This window comes from Bacteroidota bacterium, from assembly GCA_023957335.1.
Classification (GTDB): Bacteria; Bacteroidota; Bacteroidia; order NS11-12g; family UBA955; genus JALOAG01.
Genome location: JAMLHC010000002.1, coordinates 185434 through 210979, shown reverse-complemented (window position 1 = coordinate 210979; position 25546 = coordinate 185434). Strand labels below are relative to the sequence as shown.

At 36.5% G+C, this 25546-nt stretch carries 25 protein-coding genes; 13 read left to right on the top strand and 12 right to left on the bottom strand.

Annotated elements, in window-relative coordinates; genetic code table 11:
* Positions 1-23 precede the first annotated feature (23 nt).
* The 6 genes from M9892_04255 to paaJ all read left to right on the top strand — a co-directional run bounded on the left by M9892_04255 (position 24) and on the right by paaJ (position 4688).
* On the top strand, positions 24-1358 hold the full coding sequence (locus M9892_04255) for a dihydroorotase (protein ID MCO5253563.1): 1335 nt from the start codon (positions 24-26) through the stop codon (positions 1356-1358).
* A gap of 97 nt (positions 1359-1455) precedes the next feature.
* Entirely contained in the window at positions 1456-2025 is a 570-nt protein-coding gene (locus M9892_04250) for a TetR/AcrR family transcriptional regulator (GenBank protein MCO5253562.1), read from the top strand.
* A 24-nt stretch (positions 2026-2049) separates the two neighbouring features.
* Positions 2050-3039: a 1,2-phenylacetyl-CoA epoxidase subunit A gene (gene paaA / locus M9892_04245; GenBank protein MCO5253561.1), complete on the top strand. Its 990-nt coding sequence runs from the start codon at positions 2050-2052 to the stop codon at positions 3037-3039.
* A gap of 20 nt (positions 3040-3059) precedes the next feature.
* Complete coding sequence (gene paaB, locus M9892_04240) at positions 3060-3437, top strand: 1,2-phenylacetyl-CoA epoxidase subunit B (protein ID MCO5253560.1); 378 nt, start codon at positions 3060-3062, stop codon at positions 3435-3437.
* Entirely contained in the window at positions 3434-4204 is a 771-nt protein-coding gene (gene paaC, locus M9892_04235) for a phenylacetate-CoA oxygenase subunit PaaC (protein MCO5253559.1), read from the top strand. Before paaB ends, paaC begins: the two co-directional genes overlap by 4 nt.
* Positions 4205-4208: 4 nt before the next feature.
* Positions 4209-4688 carry a phenylacetate-CoA oxygenase subunit PaaJ gene (gene paaJ, locus M9892_04230; protein ID MCO5253558.1) on the top strand — a complete coding sequence of 160 codons (480 nt, stop codon included), beginning with the start codon at positions 4209-4211 and terminating at the stop codon, positions 4686-4688.
* Between the two features lie 2 nt (positions 4689-4690).
* On the opposite strand, the gene M9892_04225 is transcribed toward paaJ, so the two are convergent.
* The 3 genes from M9892_04225 to M9892_04215 are packed head-to-tail and all read right to left on the bottom strand — an operon-like array spanning position 4691 to position 8300.
* Positions 4691-5086 carry a cobalamin B12-binding domain-containing protein gene (locus M9892_04225; GenBank protein MCO5253557.1) on the bottom strand — a complete coding sequence of 132 codons (396 nt, stop codon included), beginning with the start codon at positions 5084-5086 and terminating at the stop codon, positions 4691-4693.
* A gap of 13 nt (positions 5087-5099) precedes the next feature.
* Entirely contained in the window at positions 5100-6635 is a 1536-nt protein-coding gene (gene gltX, locus M9892_04220; protein MCO5253556.1) for a glutamate--tRNA ligase, read from the bottom strand.
* A gap of 42 nt (positions 6636-6677) precedes the next feature.
* Entirely contained in the window at positions 6678-8300 is a 1623-nt protein-coding gene (locus M9892_04215; protein MCO5253555.1) for a mechanosensitive ion channel family protein, read from the bottom strand.
* A gap of 92 nt (positions 8301-8392) precedes the next feature.
* Here M9892_04215 and M9892_04210 point away from each other — a divergent pair, with 92 nt between their 5' ends.
* The gene (locus tag M9892_04210; protein ID MCO5253554.1) at positions 8393-9502 is read left to right on the top strand and encodes a GNAT family N-acetyltransferase; all 1110 of its coding nucleotides are present in this window, start codon (positions 8393-8395) and stop codon (positions 9500-9502) included.
* An 11-nt stretch (positions 9503-9513) separates the two neighbouring features.
* Here the strand turns inward: M9892_04210 and M9892_04205 are convergent, their stop codons facing one another.
* The 6 genes from M9892_04205 to fabG all read right to left on the bottom strand — a co-directional run bounded on the left by M9892_04205 (position 9514) and on the right by fabG (position 15948).
* Positions 9514-11127, bottom strand: a complete 1614-nt coding sequence (locus tag M9892_04205; GenBank protein ID MCO5253553.1) for a CTP synthase — start codon at positions 11125-11127, stop codon at positions 9514-9516.
* A 57-nt stretch (positions 11128-11184) separates the two neighbouring features.
* Positions 11185-11934 carry a 3-deoxy-manno-octulosonate cytidylyltransferase gene (gene kdsB, locus M9892_04200; GenBank protein MCO5253552.1) on the bottom strand — a complete coding sequence of 250 codons (750 nt, stop codon included), beginning with the start codon at positions 11932-11934 and terminating at the stop codon, positions 11185-11187.
* A gap of 82 nt (positions 11935-12016) precedes the next feature.
* Positions 12017-13834 (bottom strand): hypothetical protein, encoded by a 1818-nt coding sequence (locus M9892_04195; GenBank protein ID MCO5253551.1) that lies wholly within the window; start codon positions 13832-13834, stop codon positions 12017-12019.
* 73 nt (positions 13835-13907) lie between these two features.
* Positions 13908-14348, bottom strand: a complete 441-nt coding sequence (gene rpiB, locus M9892_04190; GenBank protein ID MCO5253550.1) for a ribose 5-phosphate isomerase B — start codon at positions 14346-14348, stop codon at positions 13908-13910.
* The gene (tatC, locus tag M9892_04185; GenBank protein ID MCO5253549.1) at positions 14338-15177 is read right to left on the bottom strand and encodes a twin-arginine translocase subunit TatC; all 840 of its coding nucleotides are present in this window, start codon (positions 15175-15177) and stop codon (positions 14338-14340) included. Before tatC ends, rpiB begins: the two co-directional genes overlap by 11 nt.
* Before the next feature lie 21 nt (positions 15178-15198).
* Positions 15199-15948: a 3-oxoacyl-[acyl-carrier-protein] reductase gene (gene fabG, locus M9892_04180; GenBank protein MCO5253548.1), complete on the bottom strand. Its 750-nt coding sequence runs from the start codon at positions 15946-15948 to the stop codon at positions 15199-15201.
* Positions 15949-16495: 547 nt separating this feature from the next.
* Between fabG and M9892_04175 the strand changes: the two genes are divergently transcribed.
* The 6 genes from M9892_04175 (at position 16496) to M9892_04150 (ending at position 22806) form a co-directional block, all read left to right on the top strand.
* A complete protein-coding gene (locus M9892_04175; GenBank protein MCO5253547.1) occupies positions 16496-17596 on the top strand; it encodes a hypothetical protein in 1101 nt (366 codons plus the stop codon).
* A complete protein-coding gene (locus M9892_04170) occupies positions 17568-18530 on the top strand; it encodes a hypothetical protein (GenBank protein ID MCO5253546.1) in 963 nt (320 codons plus the stop codon). The genes M9892_04175 and M9892_04170 overlap by 29 nt, the downstream gene beginning before the upstream one ends.
* A 12-nt stretch (positions 18531-18542) precedes the next feature.
* Positions 18543-19373 carry a hypothetical protein gene (locus M9892_04165; GenBank protein MCO5253545.1) on the top strand — a complete coding sequence of 277 codons (831 nt, stop codon included), beginning with the start codon at positions 18543-18545 and terminating at the stop codon, positions 19371-19373.
* A 197-nt stretch (positions 19374-19570) separates the two neighbouring features.
* The gene (locus M9892_04160) at positions 19571-20614 is read left to right on the top strand and encodes a hypothetical protein (GenBank protein ID MCO5253544.1); all 1044 of its coding nucleotides are present in this window, start codon (positions 19571-19573) and stop codon (positions 20612-20614) included.
* A 724-nt stretch (positions 20615-21338) separates the two neighbouring features.
* On the top strand, positions 21339-22256 hold the full coding sequence (locus tag M9892_04155) for a type III secretion system effector protein (protein MCO5253543.1): 918 nt from the start codon (positions 21339-21341) through the stop codon (positions 22254-22256).
* Complete coding sequence (locus tag M9892_04150; protein MCO5253542.1) at positions 22249-22806, top strand: hypothetical protein; 558 nt, start codon at positions 22249-22251, stop codon at positions 22804-22806. Before M9892_04155 ends, M9892_04150 begins: the two co-directional genes overlap by 8 nt.
* Positions 22807-22826: 20 nt before the next feature.
* On the opposite strand, the gene M9892_04145 is transcribed toward M9892_04150, so the two are convergent.
* The 3 genes from M9892_04145 to M9892_04135 form a co-directional block, all read right to left on the bottom strand.
* Entirely contained in the window at positions 22827-23501 is a 675-nt protein-coding gene (locus M9892_04145) for a hypothetical protein (protein ID MCO5253541.1), read from the bottom strand.
* Positions 23502-23503: 2 nt separating this feature from the next.
* A complete protein-coding gene (locus M9892_04140) occupies positions 23504-24574 on the bottom strand; it encodes a hypothetical protein (GenBank protein ID MCO5253540.1) in 1071 nt (356 codons plus the stop codon).
* A 207-nt stretch (positions 24575-24781) separates the two neighbouring features.
* On the bottom strand, positions 24782-25546 hold the full coding sequence (locus tag M9892_04135; protein ID MCO5253539.1) for a hypothetical protein: 765 nt from the start codon (positions 25544-25546) through the stop codon (positions 24782-24784).

Genomic DNA, 25546 nt, shown 5'->3' with positions numbered 1-25546 from the left:
AATCAAACTAATATCTTTGCCACATGTCTGAAATAATTATTACAAATATTATAGCCATAAATGAAGGCAAGAAAGAGGAGGTTGATGTTGAGATATCCAATGGCAGAATAAGCAGAATAGAAAGAGGAGGAGTGTTATCGAAATCTCATCAAGTGATTGATGGTAGAGGCGCATGGCTTTTACCCGGTGTTATTGATGACCAAGTACATTTCAGAGAACCCGGCTTTACACACAAAGCTGAAATTGCCACAGAATCAGCGGCTGCAGTGGCTGGTGGTGTAACTTCCTTTATGGAAATGCCCAATACCAATCCCCAAACCATCAATCAAGCAGAATTAGAAAAAAAATTTATAAGAGCCTCCCAAGTCAGTCCGGCTAATTATTCTTTTTTCTTTGGTGCTACCAACAAAAATGCAGATGAAGTCCTTGCTTTGGATGATGACAGAGTATGTGGTATCAAAATCTTTATGGGTTCATCCACGGGCGATATGTTGGTGGATAACGAAAATACTCTTGAGAAGGTGTTTGCTAACAGTAATATGTTGATTGCCACCCATTGCGAAGATGAGCCCACTATCCGAAGAAATATTGAACTTGCTAAAGAAAAATTTCATGGAAATATACCCATAACACAACATCCTATTATACGGAGCAGAGAAGCCTGTATTTTGTCCAGCCAAAAAGCAATGGCACTTGCAAAGAAACACAATACACGACTACATATTTTGCATATCACAACAGCGCAAGAAGCCATGAATTTTGAAGCAGGGGCTATTGAAAGCAAGAGAATCACTGCAGAAGCATGTGTGCATCACCTTTGGTTTAGTGAAGAAGATTATCAAACTTTGGGTTCCAAAATACAATGTAATCCTGCTGTCAAAACTATCAATGACCGCGAAGCTATTTGGCAAGCACTTAAAGAAAATAGAATAGATATTATCGCCACAGATCATGCCCCTCATTTGTTGGAAGAAAAGGCGCTTCCTTATCCTCAAAGTCCAAGTGGTTTGCCGCTGGTTCAACACTCCTTGAATATGATGATGCATAAGGCTTTGGAAGGTAAGGCAAGTCCTGAATGGGTGGTAGAAAAAATGAGCCATGCACCGGCAAAGTGTTTTAAAGTCAGAGAACGTGGTTTTATCAGAGAAGGATACTTTGCTGACTTGGTTTTGTTTGACCCAAATACAAGTTATACCGTTACTCCGCAAAATATCTTGTATAAGTGTGCGTGGAGCCCATTGGAAGATTTCACTTTTAGGGGTCGGATATTGCAAACTTTTGTCAATGGAATCAGTGTTTTTGAAAATAATAAATTAACAGGACATAAACCAGGTATAGCCATGCATTTTGACAGATAGTTTTTTGTTGAGAAATAGTTAATTATCAATTACTGAATTCAGTTTGGATATTCAAATCCTTTGTACTTATCTTTGCCTGACCTAACATTAGTTAGTTATGAAAGTTGGAAAGAGGCAGTTGGTCATAGATACCGCATTAGAATTAATCCGAAAAAATGGATATCATGCAACAGGGATGAGAGAGTTGGCAAAAGCCTTAGACATGGAGGCGCCAAGTCTTTATAATCATATCAGTTCCAAAGAGGAAATCTTGCAAGAGACATGTTTTGGTATGGCGGATAAATTTATCACAGCATTGGATGAAGTCAATGATATTTACTTTAATGGTGAAGAGAAACTTAGAATGGCAATTAGAAATCATATTGAAATTCTGACCGCACATTTGAATGCCACCCATATATTTCTGTACGAATGGCAAAACCTCAGCGAACCACACTTGAGCAGGTTCATTGAGTTAAGGCACAAATACCAAGAAGGGTATAGAGAAATTATCTCCACAGGCGAAAATGAAGGGGTGTTCAAAGAAAGCGATATCAAATTTGCAACTTTGACGATTTTGTCTGCTATTAACTGGGTAATTGAATGGTATCGCCCAGAGGGCAACATGAATCCAAAAGAAATTGCAGACAAACTTACCGATTTCATTTTGTCCGGCTTAAAAAAATAACATTAACAATAAAAACTAAATAACATGTACGGAAACGCTTACATCGACCCAGATCAACCCGCAAACAAATTTACACAAGATGAAGACCCTGCCAGACTTGCCGAGTTTGAAGCTCGCATCGAAGGGGGTGACAAAATCGAGCCTAAAGATTGGATGCCAAAAGAATACAAAAAACAACTCATCAGGATGATTGAACAACACGCACATTCTGAGATAATAGGAGCGCTGCCCGAAGGGACGTGGATTACTCGGGCACCCGGTTTCAGGCGCAAACTTGCGTTGATGGCTAAGGTGCAAGATGAGGTAGGACATGCTCAGTTGCTTTATAGCGCAGCAGAAACATTGGGGAAACCGCGAGAGGACATGATTAATGACCTGATTAGTGGCAAATCAAAATATTCTAATGTGTTTAACTATCCTGCTGAAACATGGGCGGACACAGCTATTATATCTTGGTTGATAGATGCCGGTGCTATTGTCAATCAATTAGCTAATTCTAAAGGCAGTTACGGACCCTATTGCAGAGCATTGGATAGAATCTGTGTGGAAGAATCTTTTCACTTGAAATATGGTCATGACAATGTGGTGTTTTTGGCAACAGGTACCAAGACCCAAAGAGACATGGTGCAAGATGCACTCACACGTTGGTGGCCACCTATCATGCATTTTTTTGGACCCAGCGACAATATTTCTGTTCATACCAAAACATTAATGAAATGGAAAGTCAAAATGGCTACCAATGATGAGATGCGCCAGACGTTTCTCAATATGTATGTGCCCAAAATTTGGGATTTAGGCTTGGTCATTCCTGACCCGAAATTGAAAAAGAACGAATCCACAGGTTTGTGGGAATATACCGAACCTGATTGGGAAGTTTTCAAAAGAGTCATTAATGGTGATGGACCGTGCAACAAAGAAAGACTTGCCGTTAGAAAATATGCAGAAGAAAAAGGGCGCTGGGTGCGCAGAGCCTTATTGAAAAAAGACGCTGAATATGTAACTCCACTTGTTTAATTATTTAACTGATAAATAAAATGAAAATCAAATCATTAGACCCCAGAATAACACGCTCCGAAATAGATTTAGAAAAACCTTTTGATGAAGCCAAAGAATTAGACCAGTGGCAGACTTATGAAGTTTTTCACCAAACTAAACGTGGACAGCACCACCAACATGTAGGATGTGTGCATGCACCGAATGCAGAGATGGCGCTCTTATTTGCAAAAGAAGTATATGGGCGCAGAGGAATATGCGTGAATCTTTGGGTGGCAAAATCATCCAATATTTTTGCATCGGATTATGATGATGCAGACATTTTTGAAAGTGAAGAAGTCAAAACCTATCGCGACCCGGGTTACTACAAAGTGATGGATAGAATTAAAGTATATAAAGAAAAGCAACAAACATTATGAACATATCAGAAAAAGGATTTGAGGCAATCAAGGATTTGCTCTATAAAATGGCTGACGATCAGCTGATTATAGGTCATCGCAACTCAGAATGGACAGGTTTGGGTCCAATATTGGAAGAAGATATTGCATTTTCTTCTATGGCGCAGGACAAATTAGGTCATGCACAAGCTTTGTATGATATCTTAAGTCAAATGGGAGAAGGGGATTCGGATACCATTGCTTTTATGCGTAATGCAGAGCAATTTCATTGCTGCCACCTTGTTGAATATCCAATAGGCGAATATGAATTCAGCCTAATGCGTCATTTTTTCTTTGATAATGCTGAGTTACTTCGCTTTGAAATGTTGGCAAATTCGTCTTTCGAACCTCTTACTTTTTTATCAAGAAAAATTAAAGGCGAAATCAAATATCACACTATGCATGCTGATGTCTGGATTACCCAGCTGGGCAGTGCTTCCGAAGAAAGCAAAATCAAGCTGCAAAACGCTTTGAACGAAACCTGGTCTCTTGCCTTGGGTATTTTTGAAAAAGGGAATTTTGAAGATGTACTTATTGCAGAAGGTATATTTGAAGGTGAAGATGCTCTCAAAGGAAGATGGCTCTCAACAGTTTCGGGTATATTAGCAAAAGCGGGCTTAAGAATACCTGAAAACAATTCTGTGGCACCTGCTTTAGGAGGTAGAAAAGGTAAACATACAAATTATCTTCAACCCTTGCTGGATGAAATGACAGAGGTGTTTAGGATTGACCCTGCTGCAGAATGGTAAGAATATGAATACAGAAGTTGTTAGGCAAGCTCTATACGAGGTGTCAGACCCTGAGATACCTACTATTTCCATAATAGATTTAGGCATTGTTACTAATATAGAAGTCTCAGATTTGGGAACCAATGTTACTCTAACACCCACTTTTGCGGGATGCCCTGCATTGCGTTATATGGAAGTTCTGGTGGAGAACAAACTCAAAGAAAAAGGCTTTCCAAATCCAAAGGCAAAGACAAGTTTTGAAGTTCAATGGAATACGTCTATGATAACTGCAGAAGGCTTGGTTGCATTAAAAAAACATGGACTCGCACCACCTCCACCCACCACGGGCAATGATTATGCAGAATTACTCAAACACATGCCTTGCCCTCATTGCAATAGCACCAATACGGAGATGAAAAGCCCATTCGGACCTACTTTGTGTCGTTCCATCCACTATTGCAAGGATTGCCTACAAACATTCGAAGCATTTAAGCCCGTAAAGTAGTTCTATTTTACAACCTTGTGTTGAATGTATTCAGTAATCTCTTCTGTGGAAGTGCCCGGAGGGAAAAGCCTTGCTACACCTTGTTTATTGAGCCTTTGTGAATCATCGTCAGGGATAATACCTCCACCAATCAATAACACATCTTCCATAACATTCTCTTTCATGAGTTCAATAATGCGAGGGAAAACTGTGTTATGTGCACCGGACAGAATACTGATTCCGATAACGTCCACGTCTTCTTGCAAAGCTGTTTTGACAACCATTTCAGGAGTTTGGCGAAGTCCGGTATAGATAACTTCCATGCCTGCATCGCGTAAGGCGGTAGCTATCACTTTGGCACCTCTGTCATGACCGTCAAGTCCTACTTTAGCGACTAATACTCTGATGGGTTTGTTCATTGTTTGGTGTGTTTTATGATTGTGAGGTGGCTTTGAGATTGTCGCAAGCCCATTCAACTCTTTTGATTACCGCGTCTTTGCCTATTAGTTCCAGCATTTCAAACAGGGGTGGACCACCTGCCTGTCCGCTTACTGCTAATCTGAGAGGTTGCATCATGCTACCGGGGTTGATTCCGTTTTTTTCTGCAAATGAATGAAAGCCCGCTTCCAGACTTTGTGCACTGAAATCGGAACTATTGTGTAAGATGGATGAATATGCTTTTAGATTTTCAGGTATTGGACTTTTCCATTTTTTCTCAATGACTTTTGCATCAAAATGAGTGGGTGTTTTGAAAAAATATTCTGAAATGTCGGCAATTTCTTTCCAAAAAGTTACTTTCTCTTTGGTTATACTTACCACTTTGGTTAGAAACTCTAGATTTGTCTCAATACCTTTTTCGCTAAGCAAAGGTAGGAGGGAGTTTGCAATAGCTGAATTATCTCTTTTCATCAAATACTGATGATTGAACCACTTCGCTTTGTCAATGTCAAATTTTGCTCCATTCTTACTAATGCGTTCCAGACTGAAAGCCTGAATCAATTCATCTATGTTAAATATTTCTTGATTGTCAGAAGGGTGCCATCCAAGCAGTGCCAAGAAGTTAATAACCGCTTCGGGTTCATACCCTGTTTCCCTATAACCGGAAGAAATTTCTCCTGTGTTTGGGTCTTTCCATTCTAGCGGAAATACAGGAAATCCTAATCGGTCGCCATCTCTCTTGCTTAATTTTCCATTGCCCTCTGGTTTCAGAATCAATGGGAGATGTGCAAATTGAGGCATGGTGTCTTCCCAACCTAAGTATTTGTATAGCATTACATGCAATGGTGCAGACGAAAGCCATTCTTCGCCACGTATTACATGTGTGATTTTCATGAAATGGTCGTCCACAATGTTTGCCATGTGGTAGGTAGGCATTCCGTCATTTTTCATCAACACTTTGTCATCTAACTGAGCTGTGTTGAAGCTAACCCAGCCTCTTATCAGGTCGTTAAATCTAACTTCTTCCTTTCTGGGGAGTTTAATGCGGATGACATAGGGGTCTCCAGCTGTAATTTTAGTATTTACTTCGTCAGAAGACAGTGTTAAGGAGTTTTTCATGTTCATTCTGCTTGAGGCATCATATTGAGGACTCATTCCACCATCTTTTAATCGCTGACGCATTTCATCCAACTCTTCAGGTGTGTCAAATGCGTAATAGGCATGACCTGCTTCAATCAATTGGTCAACATATTGCCTATACATAGGTTTGCGATCACTTTGGCGATAGGGTCCATATTCACCTCCGAGATGTACGCCCTCGTCAAAAGTGATTCCAAGCCATTGTAATGCTTCGATAATATATTCTTCTGCTCCAGGTACGAAACGTGTCTGGTCTGTATCTTCTATTCTTAAAATGTGAATGCCATTATGTTTTTTGGCAAACAAATAATTGAAGAGGGCAGTTCTTACTCCTCCAATATGTAATGCCCCCGTGGGGCTGGGTGCAAATCTTACTCTAACTTGGCTCATACTAGACCGCAAAGTTATGGTTTAGGTTTAGATAGAGAAGTGTCATTTTTGTTCAAATTGTTTTTTATATTGTTCCACAAACTCACTAACTGCTTTTTTAATCTGAGTTGAATCAGGTTGATACTTCGGGCTTAAAGACGGTTGACCGGGTTGGTTCTCTATATGAATTGTGGTGGTCGGAAAGGCAAACTGAACCCCAAGTGTGTCTGCCAGTGCAATCATACCCTTGATGATATCCTCTCTAGCTTTGAGTTCTATATCAAAACTCGGTACACTAAAGAATATATTGACACGAATGTTTATTGAGCTGGATTCTAAGCTGTAAAGAGAGACTTGGGTAGAGTCTTTGCGAGCGTTTGGATGAGTATGAATCATCTCTTTAAGACCAGCAATAAATGCATCAACCAGATAAGAGGGGGTGCCATACATGATGCCAAGATTGGTGAAATATCTCCTGTAAACTCGCAACCCTTTATTATTGATATAAGAATCGGTTAGTTTGCTATTAGGGACATATATTAATGAGTTATCATAAGAACGCAGCCGAGTAGCTCTTAATCCAACAAATTCCACAGTTCCTTCTAAGCTGTCAACTGAAATATCATCTCCAATCTTGAAAGGTTGATCAAAGAAGATAATAATAGAGCCAAGTACATTTTTTACTGTGTCTTGTGCTGCAAGCGCAATCGCCAATCCTGCAATGGAAACTCCGGCTAATAAAGCGCCAATGTTGACATTCAAAGTTTTGAGCATTAAGCCTGTGCCAATTGCAACAGAAAGTGTTTTGAGGAGCACTTGCAGAATGGGTCTGAATTGATTTGCTAAAGGATTTGCTTTGGCAGAAGTAATTTTTGTATATCTGGCGATAAACAAATCGATGGCTGCAAAAAGCAATATGACAAGAAAAATGATGGTTGTAAATTCAAGACCTCGGATAATAAAAATATTGATTTTTGCAGGTAATTGAATCGAAGGGATGAAAAGGCGTGTATAGTGCATTATCAAATATACGCTTGCGTATTTGCCAAATAATTTTATGGTTTTGAGTGCTTCTTGTGAAATGGTTTTTTTTCTGTACAAAATTCCTTTCATGACAGCATTTAACAACCATCTTTGAATTCTGTATATCAAAATAATACAAGCAATGAGAATGACTAAGCTCAACCATTGCCAAACTCGAAGCCCCAAGAAAATATTTTGCCCAAAACTTCCAAAAAGGTCAATGATGAAATCGCTGCCAAACGGTACCGCTGCATCATATAATGTTTGAATCTGCGAAACTGTATGGGGCGAGTAATACCATTTGCCGCCAATCCGTTGCAGGTAAATGTCACGGTTGTCACTAAACGGGAAATAAATATATTTTTTTGTGGAACTGTCTTTATAGTCAGTAACATTGGGATAAACTGCGGTGTCAATAATGAGCAGTTTAACATCCATATAATGCTTGAGCTTGATTGCCAATGCTTCTGCTGTTTTTCCATGTTTCCCATAAATTGCCTTAGCTGCACGCTCGGGCTCGTATGAATCAGGTTGGAGATAATGAGAATGGGTGAAAATGGTTTGGGATGGAGTACTCAAATCAAGATCATAGGCTTGGATAAGTTGTAACGTGAAAAAACTAATTAAAAATAATATCGCGTGTTTTGTTCTGTTTGAAAACATAGGGCAATATTAATGAAAATCAAAGTTGATAAAGTTAATTAGGGTGTATCTCACAAAAGAAAATATCTAATATTGCAGTCGCTAATCCCCCAATGAGAGTTGTAGAAGTAAATACTCAGCGTGCAATTAAAGAGTTTCTTGAGTTTCCAACTGTGCATTACAAAGATGTACCGGAATTTATTCGGCATCTTGATAGTGATATTGAAGGGGTTTTTGACCATAAGTTCAATCATTTTTTGAAGTATGGTGAAGCTAAAAGATGGCTGCTTCAATCTAATCATAAAACCATCGGTAAAATAGCGGCTTTTTTTCATCATGAAAATAAGGAAAGACCCTTTTGCGGATTAGGTTTTTTTGATTGTGTCAACAATCAAGAAGCCGCCAATTTGTTGTTCAGAACCGGAATAGAATGGCTGAGAGATAAGGGCTTTTCCTTTGCGCTTGCTCCCATCAACTTTGGAGATAGGGATAGCTTCTGGGGCTTGATGACACAAGGTTTCAAAAGCCCCTCTTACAAAGAGAATTATAATCCGCCTTATTACAAAGAACTATTTGAAAACTTTGGATTCAAAAAGGATTTTGAACAACTTACTTATTCGCTGAGGCGCGGCAGCTTTAATCTGGAGCGCTTTTCAAAACTTGCTACACGTGTATTGAATAATCCTAAATATGAGTTCAGACATTTGGACAAATCCAAACAAGAAGGGTTTGCGCGAGATTTTACTGAAATATATAATGAAGCTTGGCAGACACATGAGTTCTATAGGCCTATGTCTGTCGAACAGGTGCGCAAGCAGATGCAAGCCATGCTCCCCATTGCACCCGAAAAACTTAACTGGTTTGTGTATTCTAACGGCAAACCTGCTGGTTTTTTTATCAATGTATTGAATATCAATCAACTTTTTAAAGGTGCTAACGGTAAGTTTAATTGGCTGACCAAAATCCGCTTTCTTTTGTATAAATCTAAAATCAATAAGATAAGAGGAATTGTGCTTGGCATTATACCTGAATGTCAAAATTTGGGATTAGAAGTGGGGATGATTATGAAACTTTATGAACACTTGCAGTTTCCTGAATTCAAACACATCAAAGAAACAGAATTGGCTTGGATAGGAGATTTTAATCCTAAAATGTTAAGTATGCTGGAAAGCCTTGGAGCACAGGTCTCAAAGGTGCATTATACATACACAATAGACTTTTAAAGAGGCGGTTATTACTTTTTAGAATATTCTAACGCAGCTTTCACAAACTTGACAAACAATGGGTGAGGGTTTAGTACTGTACTTTTCAGTTCAGGGTGGAATTGAACGGCAACAAACCAAGGGTGTTTTTCTAACTCAACAATTTCTGCAAGTCCGGATTGTGGATTTCTACCGGTAATTTTCAGTCCTTTGGCTTCAATTTCTTTTTCAAACTTGTTGTTTAATTCGTAACGATGTCGGTGTCTTTCAGAGATAATTGTTTTGCCGTATGCTTTGGCAGCATTACTTCCTTTTTCTAATTTACATTCGTAAGCACCCAAACGCATGGTTCCTCCCATGTCCGATTTGTTTTTTTGTTCTTCCATCAAATTGATGACAGGATGTTTGGTTTTTGGGTTCATCTCAATAGAATGTGCATCTTTAAATCCTAATACATTTCTAGAATATTCAATAACGGCACACTGCATTCCCAAACAAATACCAAAGAAAGGTATTTTGTTTTCTCTGGCATATTGGATAGCGTCCAATTTTCCTTCAATTCCTCTGGGTCCAAAACCCGGAGCGACTAGAATCCCTGTATATCCGGATAATTTGGAAGCTACGTTTTCTTTGGTCAAGAGTTCGGAGTTAATATATTGAAAGTTGACTTTGCATTCATTGCTTACACCTGCATGAATCATCGCTTCATTGATGGATTTATAGGCATCGGGCAACTCAGTATATTTACCAACCAAGGCTATTTTTATTTCTGTTTGAGGGTGTTGAAGCTTAAAAAGGAATTCTTTCCAATCTTCAAGTACCGGTTCATTTTTTCCACTGAGTTTGAGTTTACTTAACACCACTTTGTCAAGTTTCTCTTTATACATCATCATCGGAACTTCATAAATTGTTGGTACATCAATAGACTCAATAACTGCATTTTGGTTTACATTGCAAAAAAGTCCAATTTTTTTTCTGATATCCTGTCCAATGGGTTTTTCAGTTCTACAAACCAAAATATCGGGTTGCACTCCTGATTCCAAAAGGAATCTAACGCTATGTTGGGTTGGTTTTGTTTTGAGTTCACCTGCTGCTGCCAAGTAGGGAATTAAGGTCAAATGGATAACAATTGCATCATCTTCTCCTACATCCATTTTCATCTGACGGATGCCTTCAATAAAAGGCAGAGATTCAATATCTCCTACAGTTCCGCCAATCTCAGTGATAACAATGTCGTATTCTTCAGATTCTCCCAAAAGACGCATTCGCCTTTTGATTTCATCAGTGATATGAGGAATAACCTGAACTGTTTTGCCAAGATAATCGCCTCTGCGCTCGTTGTTGATGACTGTTTGGTAGATTCTGCCGGTGGTTACGTTGTTAGCTTGTGAAGTGTTTACATTCAAAAATCTTTCGTAGTGTCCAAGGTCTAAGTCTGTTTCTGCACCATCTTCGGTAACAAAACATTCGCCATGTTCATAAGGATTGAGTGTGCCCGGATCTATATTGATATATGGGTCAAATTTTTGAATGGTTACTTTATAACCTCTTGCTTGAAGTAGTTTAGCTAATGATGCGGCAATGATTCCTTTGCCTAATGATGAAGTAACGCCTCCCGTTACAAATACGTATTTATTCTTACCCATAGTTGAAATAATCAGAAGTTATAACGGGCTTCAAAGTTAGCCATATCGCTTGCACTCTCATTGAAAATGAGGATGGTCTTTTAAAAAGATTTCAACATATTTTAAATCCTCGGGGCTATCTATTGCAGGGCTTTGAAAGTCGGTTTCTAATACCAAAATTTTAAAACCGTTTTGTAACCATCTTAATTGTTCTAATTTTTCAATTTCTTCCAGACTGCCGGTTGGCAAATGCTTGATTTCGCTGATAATCTTCTTTTTAAAAGCATAAATACCCAGATGTTTAAAGTAATCTGACTTGCTGGATTTGTCTCTGTCATAGGGAATAGAGCTTCTGCTGAAATAGAGAGCGTTATGATTGATGTCACACACCACTTTGACTACATTGGGGTTATTGATGTCTTCTTGTGAATCTATTTTGCGTTTTAACGTACCAATCTCTGCGTTTGATTTCCAAAGTCCAAGTGCAAGTTTTTCAATTTGTTCAGGTTGGATAAACGGTTCATCACCTTGGATGTTTATCAGTAAGTCGAAATCATAGCCTGATTTTTCGGCAGCTTCAAAACATCTGTCTGTTCCGGAAGGGTGCGCTGATGAAGTTGTTATCACCTTTGCTCCAAAATTTTCGGCAGCACTAATGATTCTGTTATCATCTGATGCGACCAATACTTTGAGGTCAAATCCTCTGACTTTACTCGCTTGTTCCCATACGCGCTGAATCATGGTTTTACCCGCAATGTCTATCAGGGGTTTTCCCGGAAATCGGGTTGAGGCGTAGCGTGCCGGAATAACAATCAGTAATTTTTGCATGATTGCACAAAAATAAAATTAGTGTTTAATAGAGAGGATGATGAATTAAACAAAGTCAATGACCGGATAGGAAATGTCATGGTTAATTTATCACGGCTTGCGTAATCTCAGATGTAGGAATTGACAGTTCATTCAACCTAACAAAGTATTGATTTAATTCGCTTTCCCATTGAGTGTCAGTGTCGAACAAAGGCAATGATTTCCGGTAATATTCAAGCCCGTTTAATAGGTTAGTTTTAAATGAGTTAAAATATTTAATCTTTTTGTCGTTTAGGTCGGCAGCAGGACATTCTTCGATTTCCTTTTGGAGATAGTTAACATACATGCCAAATTCCTTGATATACATGTTAGGTCTGTATGAATTGTTGAGAATATTTATTTTTCCGTAAATATGACTCACCATTTGAGTTAAAGTTGATTCTTTGGAGAAATATGCCAAATTAGGTCCCGGACATATAGAAACACCCTCTTCATCTGAGCGTTTTGCTATATCTAATACAGTATAAGCAGTTCTAACCAAACCGGTGCAAAGACAGGTCTTTTCAGTGATTTTATTATACAGTTTTTGATACTCTGCCTTATCTGTGATGTTTTTAGAATCTAATTCTTTAATTTTAAGCTTTTGATACTGTCCTGAAGCTTCGCAAATAGGTTTTTCGGTAAATTCTGTGTTATATAACTTAAGGTACTGGCTGGGACAAGGGCTGCCCGGTTTGCCCTTCTTGATTCTTTCCTGACGTTGTATGTCTTTGGAGTTGCCTTTTATGGAGTTGAATGGAACACCGATTGGAGAAATGCCACTCAAAAACAAATCATCCTCTTTGGCTTCTTTCAATAAGTTTAAGGTTTCTTTGTCTACATTGACCACTTCGGGAACAAGCAAGAACGGTGTACCCCAACCCACACTGTCAATTTGATAGTATTCGGTCAGAAACTTGTGTTCGGTGAAATTTCCCACACCACCCTGAGCAGATATTTTCATTTCAAGCGGGGTTTCGAGAGTGGGTTTTCCAAGGGCGCGCAGCGCATCATTCAATATTTGATGTGTGGTGTCAATAAGTTCTTGTCTGTTTTGTTTAAACTCTTCCAAAATGGCCCCCATAGTGTTACCATCACTTACAAAGGCATGACCACCGCAGTTCAAACCGGACTCAATACGATAATCGGACACCCAAATACCTTTTTTTGCTAACATCTTACCTTGAACAATTGCAGAGCGATAGTCACTTACCTTTAGAATGATTTTCTTCTCTAATTTGCCTTGTGCATTTGGAAAAAACGAATCGAAATTGGCAATATAGCTGTAAAGTCTTGGGTTCAACCCGGCCGATAAAACCAAGCCCGAGTGTACATTGCTATTGGCAAAACCCCTTACGGCTGCATGTGCATCATTGAATTCGATTGGATAGGGTTCTCCTTTTGAATTATAATTGGTTCTGTCTAATTTGGTCATAATGTTGACATCAATGGAGCCAACGAACATGTGCTCTTTTAACCAATTTTGTATGTTTTGTTTGATTGATGCTTCCTTTTCATTCAACATTCTGGTGTATTCTCTTTTCAAAGTTGAAAAATCAGGTAGCATTTCAAAATACTTTGTTATCTCAGAAGCTTTCTCAAATGCGGTGCTTTTTAGTTCATTGAATTTTTTATGAACAATGTCATTAACTGTATCCAGATATGCGGTTATTCTTTTAGCTCTGTGGTCAATATCATTTCTGCCGATAGGAGTGTAGGCAAGGTTAAATTTCTGAGAATAGTATTCTCTGAGTCGCTCCAGCAACATATCATCGCCAAGTGACAATACAGAAGAAATGCCATATTGAGCCACTTTTAATGGCGTATCAATGGTATATGCTATTCCCATAACAGGGATATGAAAGTTGTGTGCAAATGTCATATTGAAAGTGCTGCTAACACGTGTTAATTAGCGGCAATAATACGAAAATAAATTCGATTGTTTCTGAATAATCTTAGATTTTCTCCACCCTTCTTTCGTGTCTTCCTCCTTCAAATGAAGTGTTCAGAAAGGTTTTTGTCATTTCTTGAGCTTCTTGTAATGAAATATAACGCGCAGGCAGGCAGATGATGTTGGCATTGTTATGGAGTCTGCCCAATTCGGCTATTTCTTTGTTCCAGCACAAGGCTGCTCTGATATGGGCGTGTTTGTTGGCAGTCATACACACACCGTTGCCGGAGCCACAAATTAAAATTCCTGCATGAGTTTTGTTCAATTCCACTGCTTGTGCAACCGGATGCGCATAATCCGGATAGTCGGTTGAGGAATCCGAGTATGTGCCATGATCGGTATATTCATATCCAAGACTCGTAAGGTATGTTTTGAGTTCTTCTTTAAGTTTAAACCCCGCATGGTCGGAGCCAATATGAATATGGGTAAATATATTATTGTTCATCATTTTTAGCTTGTTTTCGTTCAACGTTTTTGGTTAATGTTATTCCAAGTTCAAACAGGAAATATATCGGGATAGTAAGAATGATTTGGCTAAAGACATCGGGTGGTGTAACTATGGCTGCAACAACGATTATTACTAACAACGCATATCTTCTGAACTTCTTTAGTGTACCGGATGAAATGAACCCGATTCTAGCCAGAAAATACATCAGAATAGGAAGTTCAAACATTAAACCGGTTCCAATCACTAAAAAGCTAATTAAGCTTACAATACTTTGGAAAGTGGGCTGGTTTTCAATTTGACTGTTGATAGAAAAATTAGCAAAAAAGTTCAAACTGATGGGAGATAGAATATAATATCCAAACAATACACCCAAAAAGAAGAGAAGGGAACAACTTGCAATTAATCCTTTGGAAATTTTTTTCTCAGAACTTTTCAAAGCCGGTCTGATAAATCTCCACAGTTCAAATAAAAAATAGGGAAAGCCTACAACGATAGCGGTAATTATGCTGATTTTGAAAGCTTCTACAAACTGTCCTTGCATGGTTAGGTTCACTAACTTGATATTCAGTTCGCCAATGCAAAACTTGTCACTATGATAGACGTAATGCGAGAATTTACAAATTAACCTATAGGTAAGAAAATCAGGGTTTATGGGGGCAATAATGATTTTTGTAAATAGAGTTTCAATATAGGTGAAGCAAATAGCAATAAGGATGACTAAGACAACAAGAGAACGCATAATATGACCTCTGAGCGAGTCAATGTGGTCAAAAAATGACATCTCTTTTTTGTCAAAATCGTCTGAGGAGCCTTGATCTAACGGCATTTTATTTCATTATTAGTTGACTCACATTACCATTCCGCCACACACATTCAGTGTTTGCCCCGTTACATAAGAGGATAAGTCAGAGGCAAGGAAAATACAAGCATTGGCTACTTCTGTTGGAGTTCCTCCGCGCTTCAATGGGATGGTTTGTGTCCAAGAGTTGCGTACTTCTTCACTCAAAGCTTCTGTCATTTCAGTTTCAATAAATCCGGGTGCAATCGCGTTACATCTTACATTACGGCTGCCCAGCTCTTTGGCAACTGACTTTGTAAAACCAATCATACCTGCTTTGGAAGCAGCGTAGTTGGCTTGTCCTGCATTTCCTGTGATACCTACAATAGAAGTTATATTGATAATAGAACCTGCACGATTTTTCATGAAAGTTTTCATGCAAGCTTTGGTCATATTAAATGCGGATTTCAAATTGGTATTGATGACTTCGTCCCATTGTTCTTCAGACATACGCATTAAAAGCGTGTCGCGTGTTATGCCTGCATTGTTGATTAGCACGTCAATATTGCCAAAATCGGCAGTTACTTCATCTGCCAATTTTTGCGAACCTTCAAAATCGGCTGCATTGGACTGGTATCCTTTGGCTTTGATACTGTATTTCTGTTGTAATTCGTTTTCAAAAGATTTGGCTTTCTCTATGCTGGATACAAAAGTAAAAGCAATGTTGGCTCCTTGTTCTGCCATACGCTCTGCTATTCCTTTGCCTATGCCTCGCGATCCTCCGGTAACGAGAATGGTCTTGTTTTCCAATAATTTCATATTCGCTGAATTTGCGGGCAAAGATAGTTTAACTATGTAAAGTTGAAAGACGGGTTAAAGTTATTTTACAATGACTGTTCATTTCGTGTTGCAAGTGCTTTTGAGTAGGGTAGAATTAAATTCAAAATGGACAAGCGTAATAAGATAATAATTATACTATGTGAATTCTCTACTAATTGAGAACAAAGGTACACATTGATAGTAGCCACTCATTCTATTTATCCTCCACACATTGAAACAAAAAAAGCCGCCATTTCTGACGACTTTTCTTGTAGAGCGCGCCCTCTAAGCGCATTATCGAACTCTTTTAAGGGCTTACAAGAAGTTTGTATGGTTTCAAATCTTTTCAAAAGCTAACGGTTTCGGGGCTTAAACCCGATGCCTGAATTCAAAAGCAGTCCGAAGAAACGCATTCCAGAACTCCATGAGGTTGATGTTCAGTACTTAAGAGCATTTTAAATGCTTCAATCCCCTTCTCTTATTTTCATGAAAAGTCAATTTAAGCAAAGAAGTCTATTTTGCGGCTTCAGTTTAAATTCAAAAAAACATGATTAAAGAACACGCAATGTTGCCTCTATTAGTAAAATTTATTAGGCACAACCAAATTAAGAGAAGAAGAAAAACCAATGGTGCTTCCATAGTTGCCAGTACAAATCTAAACTATGAAATGCTTTCTAGGGTATTACAGAAGTTTGTAGCCCATTCTGGGTTTGAGCTTTTTGTTTATGAAGTAAGCAAGGCAAATGAACGGGAAAAGAAAAAAGTACAGAAGTATTGGCAATCATTCTATACCTCATTTACTGACTTCTTGTACAACAAACAAGGCTATACAGACAACTATGTGGGTCAGAATATTAAGTTGCTAAAAGCTTTTTTAAATTGGCTTTCTATAGATATGGGTATGATTATAGGGCAATACTTTAAAAAGTTTTATGTGTCAAACGAAGCCATTCCAATCATTGTGTTGGAACCCGAAATGTTGAACTACCTGATTCATTCAAAAGAATTTGAATCAAGCTTACCTATGTCTCTGAGCTTGACAAAGGATCTTTTTGTGTTTGGGTGTACTGTTGGGTTAAGGTATTCGGATTTAAAGAGGTTAACTAGCCATAATTTAGAAATAATTGGTAATCGTTATTACATTGTAAACCTATCACAAAAGACACAAACCCTAACAAGAATCATGCTTCCAGATTATGCAATAGAAATTATTGAGAAATACAGAGATAAAAAACGCAAAACCCTATTTCCCTTCCCTGCACTCAGCCTGTTTAATTTGAATATAAAGCTGTTGACAGAACAAGCAGGTTGGACACACGAAGTTCCAAAAATAAGAATGAGAAGAGGTAAGCCATTTGAGATTAAACGAAATAATAGAAAGCATTACCGCTATTGTGATTTGATTTCTAGCCATTGTATGCGAAGAACAACTGTAACAACATTGTTAAGGTTAGGGCTAGAAGAAAATTTGGTTAGGAAGATAAGTGGTCATGCGCCAGGTTCAAAAGAGTTTTATAAATATGTGGAGCATAGCCAAAGTTATATGGACGAAGAATTATCAAAAATACATGATAAATTTGCGCAAAAAATGTTAATTTTGTCAGATAAACAGACAATTGATGCATCCTCTAACATCATATCTACCTAAGGCTCAAAGCGGATTTCTTTATTATCCGTTCGGAAGCTCTATGATGAGTTATAGCAACGCGGAGTTCTCATATTCCTTCGGACAAAACGGACAACTCAAAGATGATGAAATCTTTGAAGGTGCATACAGTGCGGAATACTGGATGTATGACAGCAGACTGGGAAGGCGTTGGAACAACGACCCAAAACCAAATCCAAGTGTTAGTGTTTATGCTTGTTTTGGGAATAATCCGATTTGGTTTACTGATGTGGCGGGGGATACAACTGTTTTTGTAAATACTATAGAACTGAAAAAGGGATATTCGGAAGCAAACAAAGATAAAGGTTGGACAGAAGAGCAGATGAATAAAAATTTTGATGCTTATAAAAACCGACTATTTAAGGATTTAGAGCTGATGTACAGGGATAATAATCTTAATGTTGTAGTAGAAGAAACAACTTTGACATTTGACCAAATCAAACTCAACGAAACAGACCACTATATTTCTTTTGAAAGTTTTTATTCTCATGGAGTGAGGGGCGTGAATTTCAGTAATAGAAGTGTTATTTATTATAGTGAATTTACAGAAGCAATGAAAAACAATTCAACGCTTGTCATGTCTAATTCGATAGTTCATGAAACGGGGCATGGCTATCTAAAAGCAATTAAGTTCAATTGGGGTCTTGATAATAAATGCCTGTTAATAAATAGAGATGACCATACCGTTGAGTCTAAAGTTGGACAAAATTTAATGTTATCAGGTTCTGAAAGGTTTTTAAGTTCTTATGAAAAGGGATTGCCAAAGTCTTATGCAGATTTGCGAAAAAGTAAAGACCCAAAATATAAGGACATTAAGGACAAGTATTTATTTATTGGTTTTCATCAATATTATTTTAGTGCTTACTTACTTAGGTATAAAACAGAACCAATCAATATTTATAAGCACCAGAACTGATAATTTAACTTCATGAAAACTCAAATTTGCGTACTGATTTATGTGCTTGGTTTCAACATGGTTTCATGTGTCGAAAAGGTTAAACATGTCTCAGAAGAATCAAAAATTGTAGTACCTGATTATTGCAGCTTGTATGTCAGTAGATTTACACCGACAGACACACTTATCATGTTCAACGACAAATTAAAAATTATTGAAATGTCAGATACTGTTCGTCATAGCTATTTTGCGAACCTGTTTATTGCATTGGACAGTAATTGGAATTATATTTCAATATTTTCAGCAAATATGTTGTATTTCGACTCTGATATATCTGAATTGTATTACAAAAACGACTTTGATATTACTTTATTTGGTGGCTCTGAAAACATTCGTTTTTCTTTTGCAACAAGAGAAATTGAGAAAATTATAAATTACCTGAATTTGCCTACAAACGAAAGTATTAAGTTATCAAAGGACATCTTATTTTCATATATGCGAGGACATAACGAAGTTATGCGTAATTACAGTGAAATAAAGTTAATTGATTCAATTTCAACTCTTGAATATTATTTAGATGAATATCTTAATGCTACATGTGAGTACGTAATTGAAGAAAACTATCACGATGTAGTATATACAAAAAATTATGCTCAATGGGTATCATACTTAAAAGCAGAAGTCGTTAAAAATAACACCATATTGATTTATTTTAAAGACAGTATTTATGTTCTGAAATTTATAAATTATGATAGTTCATATTTCGATGATAAGAAAAAATACTATGGCATTGACAATAAGGATATTAACTATCATTTAATTGATGTTGTAGAATTCAAAGCATGTCAGATAATTTCAAGGTAGTGTTGTAGATTTTAGGAAAGATTACACATCAATATATTTTTAAGCCCTGCCAGTTCGGGGCTTTTTTTGTGCTTGGTGTCAAAAAATCAGGGTTTGAATAACAACCCCTGCGACCTCCCTCATTTTCTTAGAAAAAACATCCGAAATAACTTGTATTGAGCCTTTCTAAATAAATCCATATCTTCGCCTTACAAAACATGAGAAAACAACGCCAAAATACTACCAGTTTTTACAACCCGTTCGGAAGCACCCTGCAAGCTTACAGCAACGCGGAGTTTAGCTATGCTTATGGGTTCGGTGGACAATATATGGATAGCGAAATAGCAGGAGATGGAAATTCTTATGCTTTTGAATATAGGGATTATGACCCTAGAATTATTAGATTCAAGTCACGTGACCCTAAAGCTGGCAAGTTCCCTTGGTGGACACCTTATCAATATGCAGGAAATAGACCTATTGACGGAATCGACTTGGAAGGTGCAGAATATATTACATATACTGTGAAAATAATTGATGGGAATGCTCCAGTAATAATAGACGTGTGTGATTACAGAGATATCGAAGGATTTAATTATGAAAAGTATTCGGAAAGTTTTGGACCCGAAGGTAGGGGAGTAAAATATATCTATCAATTTGAAAATGCAAATGGTGAAATATATGATGAAGTTGAGGAAATGGAGATAGCTCAAGGAGGAGGACTTAGTATAAGTGCTATAGGAAGACATGGGTTCTTTCAAGGCGAGGGGGCAAAAACAATTTTTGGACCTCATAAAGATGTACAAGCCTATAACAGCTATGACTGGTCTATAAACCCAATTGATGAAGTTGATGCTATCGCATACACACACGACCGCGACCAAGAAGACCTTGGAACTTTTTGTTGGTTAGAAGATGTAAGGACTTTACCGGGTGATAAAGCAGCAATAGAAGGCTGGGATGCTTACTATAATAGAGTTACAGAACAAAGACATAAAAGAGGAATTGATAATATAACAGGAAGACCTGCAAGTGACGAAGCTGTTAATTCTGCGTATACTGCAAGCATGTTTTTCGGCATGTTAGTAAGATACAAAGAATGGAAAATCAGTGAAATGGAAAAACTAGGATTAGATAAGAACAATCCTAAGGATATGCTAGACCCAAGAGTAACAATTGATAGTTATAAAGGAAAAGGATATGAATTTAAACGAAATGCAGAACAAAAAATACTTAAAGTTGCTAAGGATAGTGCGACCAGATAAGATAATTTTAATTTTCTTGTGTTGCTCTCTTAGTTCATGCTATCTTATTTACATGGGCTATTTTGCAAAAAGTTGCTCATTTGAAATAACAAGAGAATATATTAAAAGCAACTGCAAATTAGAAGGGGTTACAGTTTGTGAACTTAGTGTTGATTCTTTTTGTTTTCAAGGAGTTCCTGCTAAATATGATATAGTAAAATTGTGTTTTGCTAGTCTGAAATCTGAAAATCATAAAGCGAAAAAATATATACATTTCTTCAAGACTAATTCTAATTACAAGTGGACGGATACACGAAAGCATATTATTACTGACACTTTGAGTTTTGGATTCGAGAAAAATGTGTGGTATAACATACATGTAAGTAATAAAAATGCATACTTTAAATTCAATAATAATGATTCAATGATATTGTATTGGAGGAATGTACATAAAATATGGTAATGGGTAATGTAGGTAATGTATCAGATTGGGGGTTTTGTGGAAGTGTCTAAACTGTGATTTTTTGTGATTAAGAGATTACTATGATAAGCAAGGCAAAAAATCCCTACTTTTGACATTGAAAACACCATGCAAAAAAGCGGTCAAATAACTGCCCCCCTTAATCCCCCCAAAAGGGGGAAATACTCCCCTCCTTTGGAGGGGTTGGGGGAGGCTGTAATGTATTACCCGTTCGGTATGAGTATGATGGGGTATTCTAACTCTGAATTTGCTTACTCGTACGGTATGAATACCCAAGAGAAAGATGATGAGATTTATGGGAAAGGAAATTCTTATAGTGCGGAGTATTGGCAGTATGATGCTAGGTTGGGTAGGAGGTGGAATGTTGACCCAAAACCTAATCCAAGTATTTCTGTTTATGCTGCCTTTGCGAATAATCCAATTTGGTTTAGCGATGTGGCGGGTGATACAATAAAAATTCCTGATGCAAGTAGTAAGACAGGAACATACATATATACCCCAGGAATAGATTATGATGGAAATGATAATGTAATTTGCGAAACTGTACAGGCATTAAATAGGTTATATACTGGCCCAATAGGTAAAATGATGATTGATGATTTACACTCAATGGAAAGTTCATTACTAATAACGAGACAGAGTAAAAATGGAAGAAGAAATTACTATAATGTAGATGCTAAAACAGTCGGGTGGAATCCTAATGTGGTAGTTAATGTACCTGTAGCAAAAGGAGATGATTTTGTAAATACACCAATGGATCCTTTTTTAGTACTAGGACATGAACTCGGGCATGCTTGGGATTATCATTACAATAAATCACAAAATGTTTTCGGACTTAACCCAGATAAAATATGGTATTCCACAGAAGGATATAATAGTGAGACCATACCATATTCAGAAGTATTTGCAGTTCATGTTGAAAATCAAATTAGACTGGAGCATGGTTACCCATTAAGAACCCATTATAGTTTAGATAAAGATAAGCTAGGAAATTATAAAGGTCAATTAGTTCAAAAAACTTCAACAGGTAGCTATTCTACTTTTGATGTACATACAACCACATTAATTCAAATTGTTAATCCTGGATATAATGGATTACTAGATTACTCTCCTATGGGTAGTGAATTTCAAGAATTTATTTGGGTTAATTATCATTCTCAATCACCTTTTAAATATGATTAAAAAACTTTTTTTTTACTTAATTACAATATTGACTTTAAGTTTTTTTTCTCTTACATCTTCACAAATTAATGAGAAAAAAAAAGAAGGGGACATATTAGATGTTTCAATTAATATTTTCAAAAAGCATATTCGTTCTATCTCACCCAAAAGGAAAGGACTAAGATACTTTTTTAGTAATAGAAAACAAGAAAAAAACGAAATTAGTAAGTTTAGCAAAGTCTTAAATCATGCTTTAGAAACTTCCGATTTAGATACTGTTTTATTAAAGAATAATGATACTTTTTGTTTTATTCAAACTCATCAAACTGCATCTGAATGGATTTATGTTTGTCTTATATATAACGACAATGTATTTGAAATGAGCAAGGATTCAGTAAATTCTAAAATGCGGATAGAAAGTAAATATAAAGATACTGTTCCAAATGATTACTATTATTTTAAAAGAGGAAAGTTAGACAGCATTCCAAATATTCGTTTTTATGGAGGAATAAATGGGATGAGAATAATAAAAACAAAAAAACAAATTGATTCTTATTTTCATAAATGGTGAGTAAGGTAAAATCAACAACTCTACAACACTACCAAATTCCATGACAACTCGCTCCAATCTATAAAAAACCCTTCTTCATCAGATACAGAAACCAAACCTGTGAATAATCCAACATTAAGTAAGTAACCAATTGAAAGAGGTATTTGATAATAATTTTGAATTGGATAACTTGACATAAAAAACCTTTCATTTGATTTAAATATACATTCTATATTTTCTAAAAAATAAGTTTCATAGTGGTTGCCTTGAAAATTGAGTTTAAATGTAGAGTCATAGATTGTGTCTAATATACATTCAAAACAGGTAACACTCATCCTGTGTTTATCTGATATAATACCTGTGTCAATTTCTTTTAAATCAACAAATCTATATCCCTTAAATTGAATCAAGCTATCTTTAAAAAGAATATCCCTTTCTTTAAAGGATAATTTATGTTCAGATACATAAAAAAAAGTAGTATCTCCTTTGTCTTCATTTATGAGCCTTTTATTGCTTTTGCCATTTCTGCATGATAAAGGAATTTCAGTGTCTAAAACAGGTGATTTTTTCACAATTATTAAGACAAACTCAGCCCAATCAGCATGGTAAAATATTAATTTATCTTCTTTATTAGTATCTTTTGAAATAGATTGTACTAAAGAACCTTGACAGTTTAAATTGCAAATCGCAAGTCCAAACAATATAATAAGTTTCATTTTCATCTTGTTCTAGTTGTTGGTGTGTTATTTGTTACTCCTTCTTCTGTTACTGTAGCCGTGGTGGTGGTAGTTGTAGTGGTGGTGGTAGTACTAGTTGTAGTTCCCTCTTCATATTCGAAAGCAAAATAATAACTTGTTACATTAGTAAATGACGGGGTTAACTTTGCAGGATTTACTTCAATTTTGATATTTAATCCGAGTTCATCATTTCGTTTTTTAAGTGCGACCAAGTGTTCTTCTGTTGCAACATATACTGTGGGATTCTTGTAAGTATTAACCTTTTTCAAAGCTTTATCCATAAGTGTATTATTATTAAAGAAACTATTAATCTCACTATCTGTTGCATTTCTAAAGGTACCACCTCCTTTTTCTTCCCAAGTAGATCTTTTAATAATTGGTGTTTCTATTGTATTTAGAGTGCGTCTAACTTGAATTGATGTAACTATTGTTCCATTAAAACCCGGGTCTGAAAATACTACTCCATTGTTAATAGATTGATTAGCTGCGCTATTAGCCCCTTCTGTATGATTTTTCATTTTATCAGTCGCCCAAATATTATTCTCAGTGACACCATTTTCACCTACAGTTTTTGAGACTATAAGTTCATCTGTAGATTGCTTCTTTTGCGGTGCGCAATCAGGACAAGGTGGTTTCCCAGGAAGACCGTCCATTGGTTCTGTGTGTGCTAATTTTCTTGCATAATAATTTACTTTCAAAGGCCCTTCTTCATTAATTAAGTGCATTCTTGTTCTATATACTCCGTCAGCTCCCAGCCAAATTATAACATCATATTCCTCTAAACCATCCAAATCAATATATCTAATCGGTTTATTTCCTGCAAACTGATAAGGTGTGTACCAAGGATACGATGATGTCAAAGGGTCAACGCTCAAAAACTTACCATAAGCTTTATTATAAATACGCATTCCATAATCCTGCAATCCTGTTTCATCGTCTGTCTCTTTACCATTAAAGTCATAGGAGTAAGCAAATTCCTCATTAGAATACCCCATCATACTACTACCAAACGGGTTGTAAAAACTGGCGGTATTTTGATGGTAATTTCTCATGTTTGGTAGAGCGAAGATAAAAAGTTTTTCTTAAATGATTTTATTAGAAAAATGAGCGGACTTTATATCCGCTTTTTTGTTATTGCTGAAAGATACTTTTCTTTGGTTTTTAGTAGGTTAAGTTCTGGTTTTTCTCAAAACACCAAATCTACAACACTACCTTGTTAAAATGTAAAATCAACACATCTACAACACTACCTACCCCCTTCACCTCTGAATAGTAGAAATAGAATCGCCATTAAAATGAGTTCTTTTTCTAACAGTATTATTATTATTATCGAAAAAGTAGTCAAAGCCATATTTTATAGGATTTGTTACAATTGTGGTTGTATTTACTTCAACAAAAGGGCTATTGTTTTTCACTGTATCAAATGTTGTATTTACCTTAACATAGTTTATACTGAAAGAATCTAAATTGTTTTGATATAATCGAGTAAGCTTTGAGTTTTTATCAATCCATAGGGCATTTCCAACAGTATCCCCATTTATAGTGTTATGCACACTTATTTCATCCAATTCTCCTATATTAACGATTGTTTCAATTCCACTATTTAAATATGTTATTTTCCTTAGTTTTTCTTTATTCTTTTCAATTATCAATGTACAGAATCCGTTTTTATTAATACTAAAAATATCTTTAGTATTGTCAATATTAACCATTTTTAATGCAATGATACAGTTATTATAGAAGTAGTCTTCTAAAGTCATATATGGGTCTGATGTTATGTCTTCACTGTCTCTCATGTTTGGGTAACAAAATAAACTATCAATATAGATATCAGTTATCCTTAAGTTTTCAGAGAATATATCTTCATACATTTCTAAAACGTTTTCAAACCTGCTTGTATCAACGTTGGAAATTTGCATTTTGGCAGAATTAGAAGCGCTTAATTTATTAAAGTGGTGATTTCGAAATGAAAATCCCAATAAAAACGAAATAAAAATTGAAGTTAAAACAAGTATTATTTTCAT

Excerpts from the sequence above, each read along its gene's own strand:
- M9892_04255 (MCO5253563.1), top strand. The coding sequence starts at position 24 with ATGTCTGAAATAATTATTACAAATATTATAGCCATAAATGAAGGCAAG.
- M9892_04250 (MCO5253562.1), top strand. The coding sequence starts at position 1,456 with ATGAAAGTTGGAAAGAGGCAGTTGGTCATAGATACCGCATTAGAATTA.
- paaA (MCO5253561.1), top strand. The coding sequence starts at position 2,050 with ATGTACGGAAACGCTTACATCGACCCAGATCAACCCGCAAACAAATTT.
- paaB (MCO5253560.1), top strand. The coding sequence starts at position 3,060 with ATGAAAATCAAATCATTAGACCCCAGAATAACACGCTCCGAAATAGAT.
- paaC (MCO5253559.1), top strand. The coding sequence starts at position 3,434 with ATGAACATATCAGAAAAAGGATTTGAGGCAATCAAGGATTTGCTCTAT.
- paaJ (MCO5253558.1), top strand. The coding sequence starts at position 4,209 with ATGAATACAGAAGTTGTTAGGCAAGCTCTATACGAGGTGTCAGACCCT.
- M9892_04225 (MCO5253557.1), bottom strand. The coding sequence starts at position 5,086 with ATGAACAAACCCATCAGAGTATTAGTCGCTAAAGTAGGACTTGACGGT.
- gltX (MCO5253556.1), bottom strand. The coding sequence starts at position 6,635 with ATGAGCCAAGTTAGAGTAAGATTTGCACCCAGCCCCACGGGGGCATTA.
- M9892_04215 (MCO5253555.1), bottom strand. The coding sequence starts at position 8,300 with ATGTTTTCAAACAGAACAAAACACGCGATATTATTTTTAATTAGTTTT.
- M9892_04210 (MCO5253554.1), top strand. The coding sequence starts at position 8,393 with ATGAGAGTTGTAGAAGTAAATACTCAGCGTGCAATTAAAGAGTTTCTT.
- M9892_04205 (MCO5253553.1), bottom strand. The coding sequence starts at position 11,127 with ATGGGTAAGAATAAATACGTATTTGTAACGGGAGGCGTTACTTCATCA.
- kdsB (MCO5253552.1), bottom strand. The coding sequence starts at position 11,934 with ATGCAAAAATTACTGATTGTTATTCCGGCACGCTACGCCTCAACCCGA.
- M9892_04195 (MCO5253551.1), bottom strand. The coding sequence starts at position 13,834 with ATGACATTTGCACACAACTTTCATATCCCTGTTATGGGAATAGCATAT.
- rpiB (MCO5253550.1), bottom strand. The coding sequence starts at position 14,348 with ATGAACAATAATATATTTACCCATATTCATATTGGCTCCGACCATGCG.
- tatC (MCO5253549.1), bottom strand. The coding sequence starts at position 15,177 with ATGCCGTTAGATCAAGGCTCCTCAGACGATTTTGACAAAAAAGAGATG.
- fabG (MCO5253548.1), bottom strand. The coding sequence starts at position 15,948 with ATGAAATTATTGGAAAACAAGACCATTCTCGTTACCGGAGGATCGCGA.
- M9892_04175 (MCO5253547.1), top strand. The coding sequence starts at position 16,496 with ATGATTAAAGAACACGCAATGTTGCCTCTATTAGTAAAATTTATTAGG.
- M9892_04170 (MCO5253546.1), top strand. The coding sequence starts at position 17,568 with ATGCATCCTCTAACATCATATCTACCTAAGGCTCAAAGCGGATTTCTT.
- M9892_04165 (MCO5253545.1), top strand. The coding sequence starts at position 18,543 with ATGAAAACTCAAATTTGCGTACTGATTTATGTGCTTGGTTTCAACATG.
- M9892_04160 (MCO5253544.1), top strand. The coding sequence starts at position 19,571 with ATGAGAAAACAACGCCAAAATACTACCAGTTTTTACAACCCGTTCGGA.
- M9892_04155 (MCO5253543.1), top strand. The coding sequence starts at position 21,339 with ATGAATACCCAAGAGAAAGATGATGAGATTTATGGGAAAGGAAATTCT.
- M9892_04150 (MCO5253542.1), top strand. The coding sequence starts at position 22,249 with ATGATTAAAAAACTTTTTTTTTACTTAATTACAATATTGACTTTAAGT.
- M9892_04145 (MCO5253541.1), bottom strand. The coding sequence starts at position 23,501 with ATGAAACTTATTATATTGTTTGGACTTGCGATTTGCAATTTAAACTGT.
- M9892_04140 (MCO5253540.1), bottom strand. The coding sequence starts at position 24,574 with ATGAGAAATTACCATCAAAATACCGCCAGTTTTTACAACCCGTTTGGT.
- M9892_04135 (MCO5253539.1), bottom strand. The coding sequence starts at position 25,546 with ATGAAAATAATACTTGTTTTAACTTCAATTTTTATTTCGTTTTTATTG.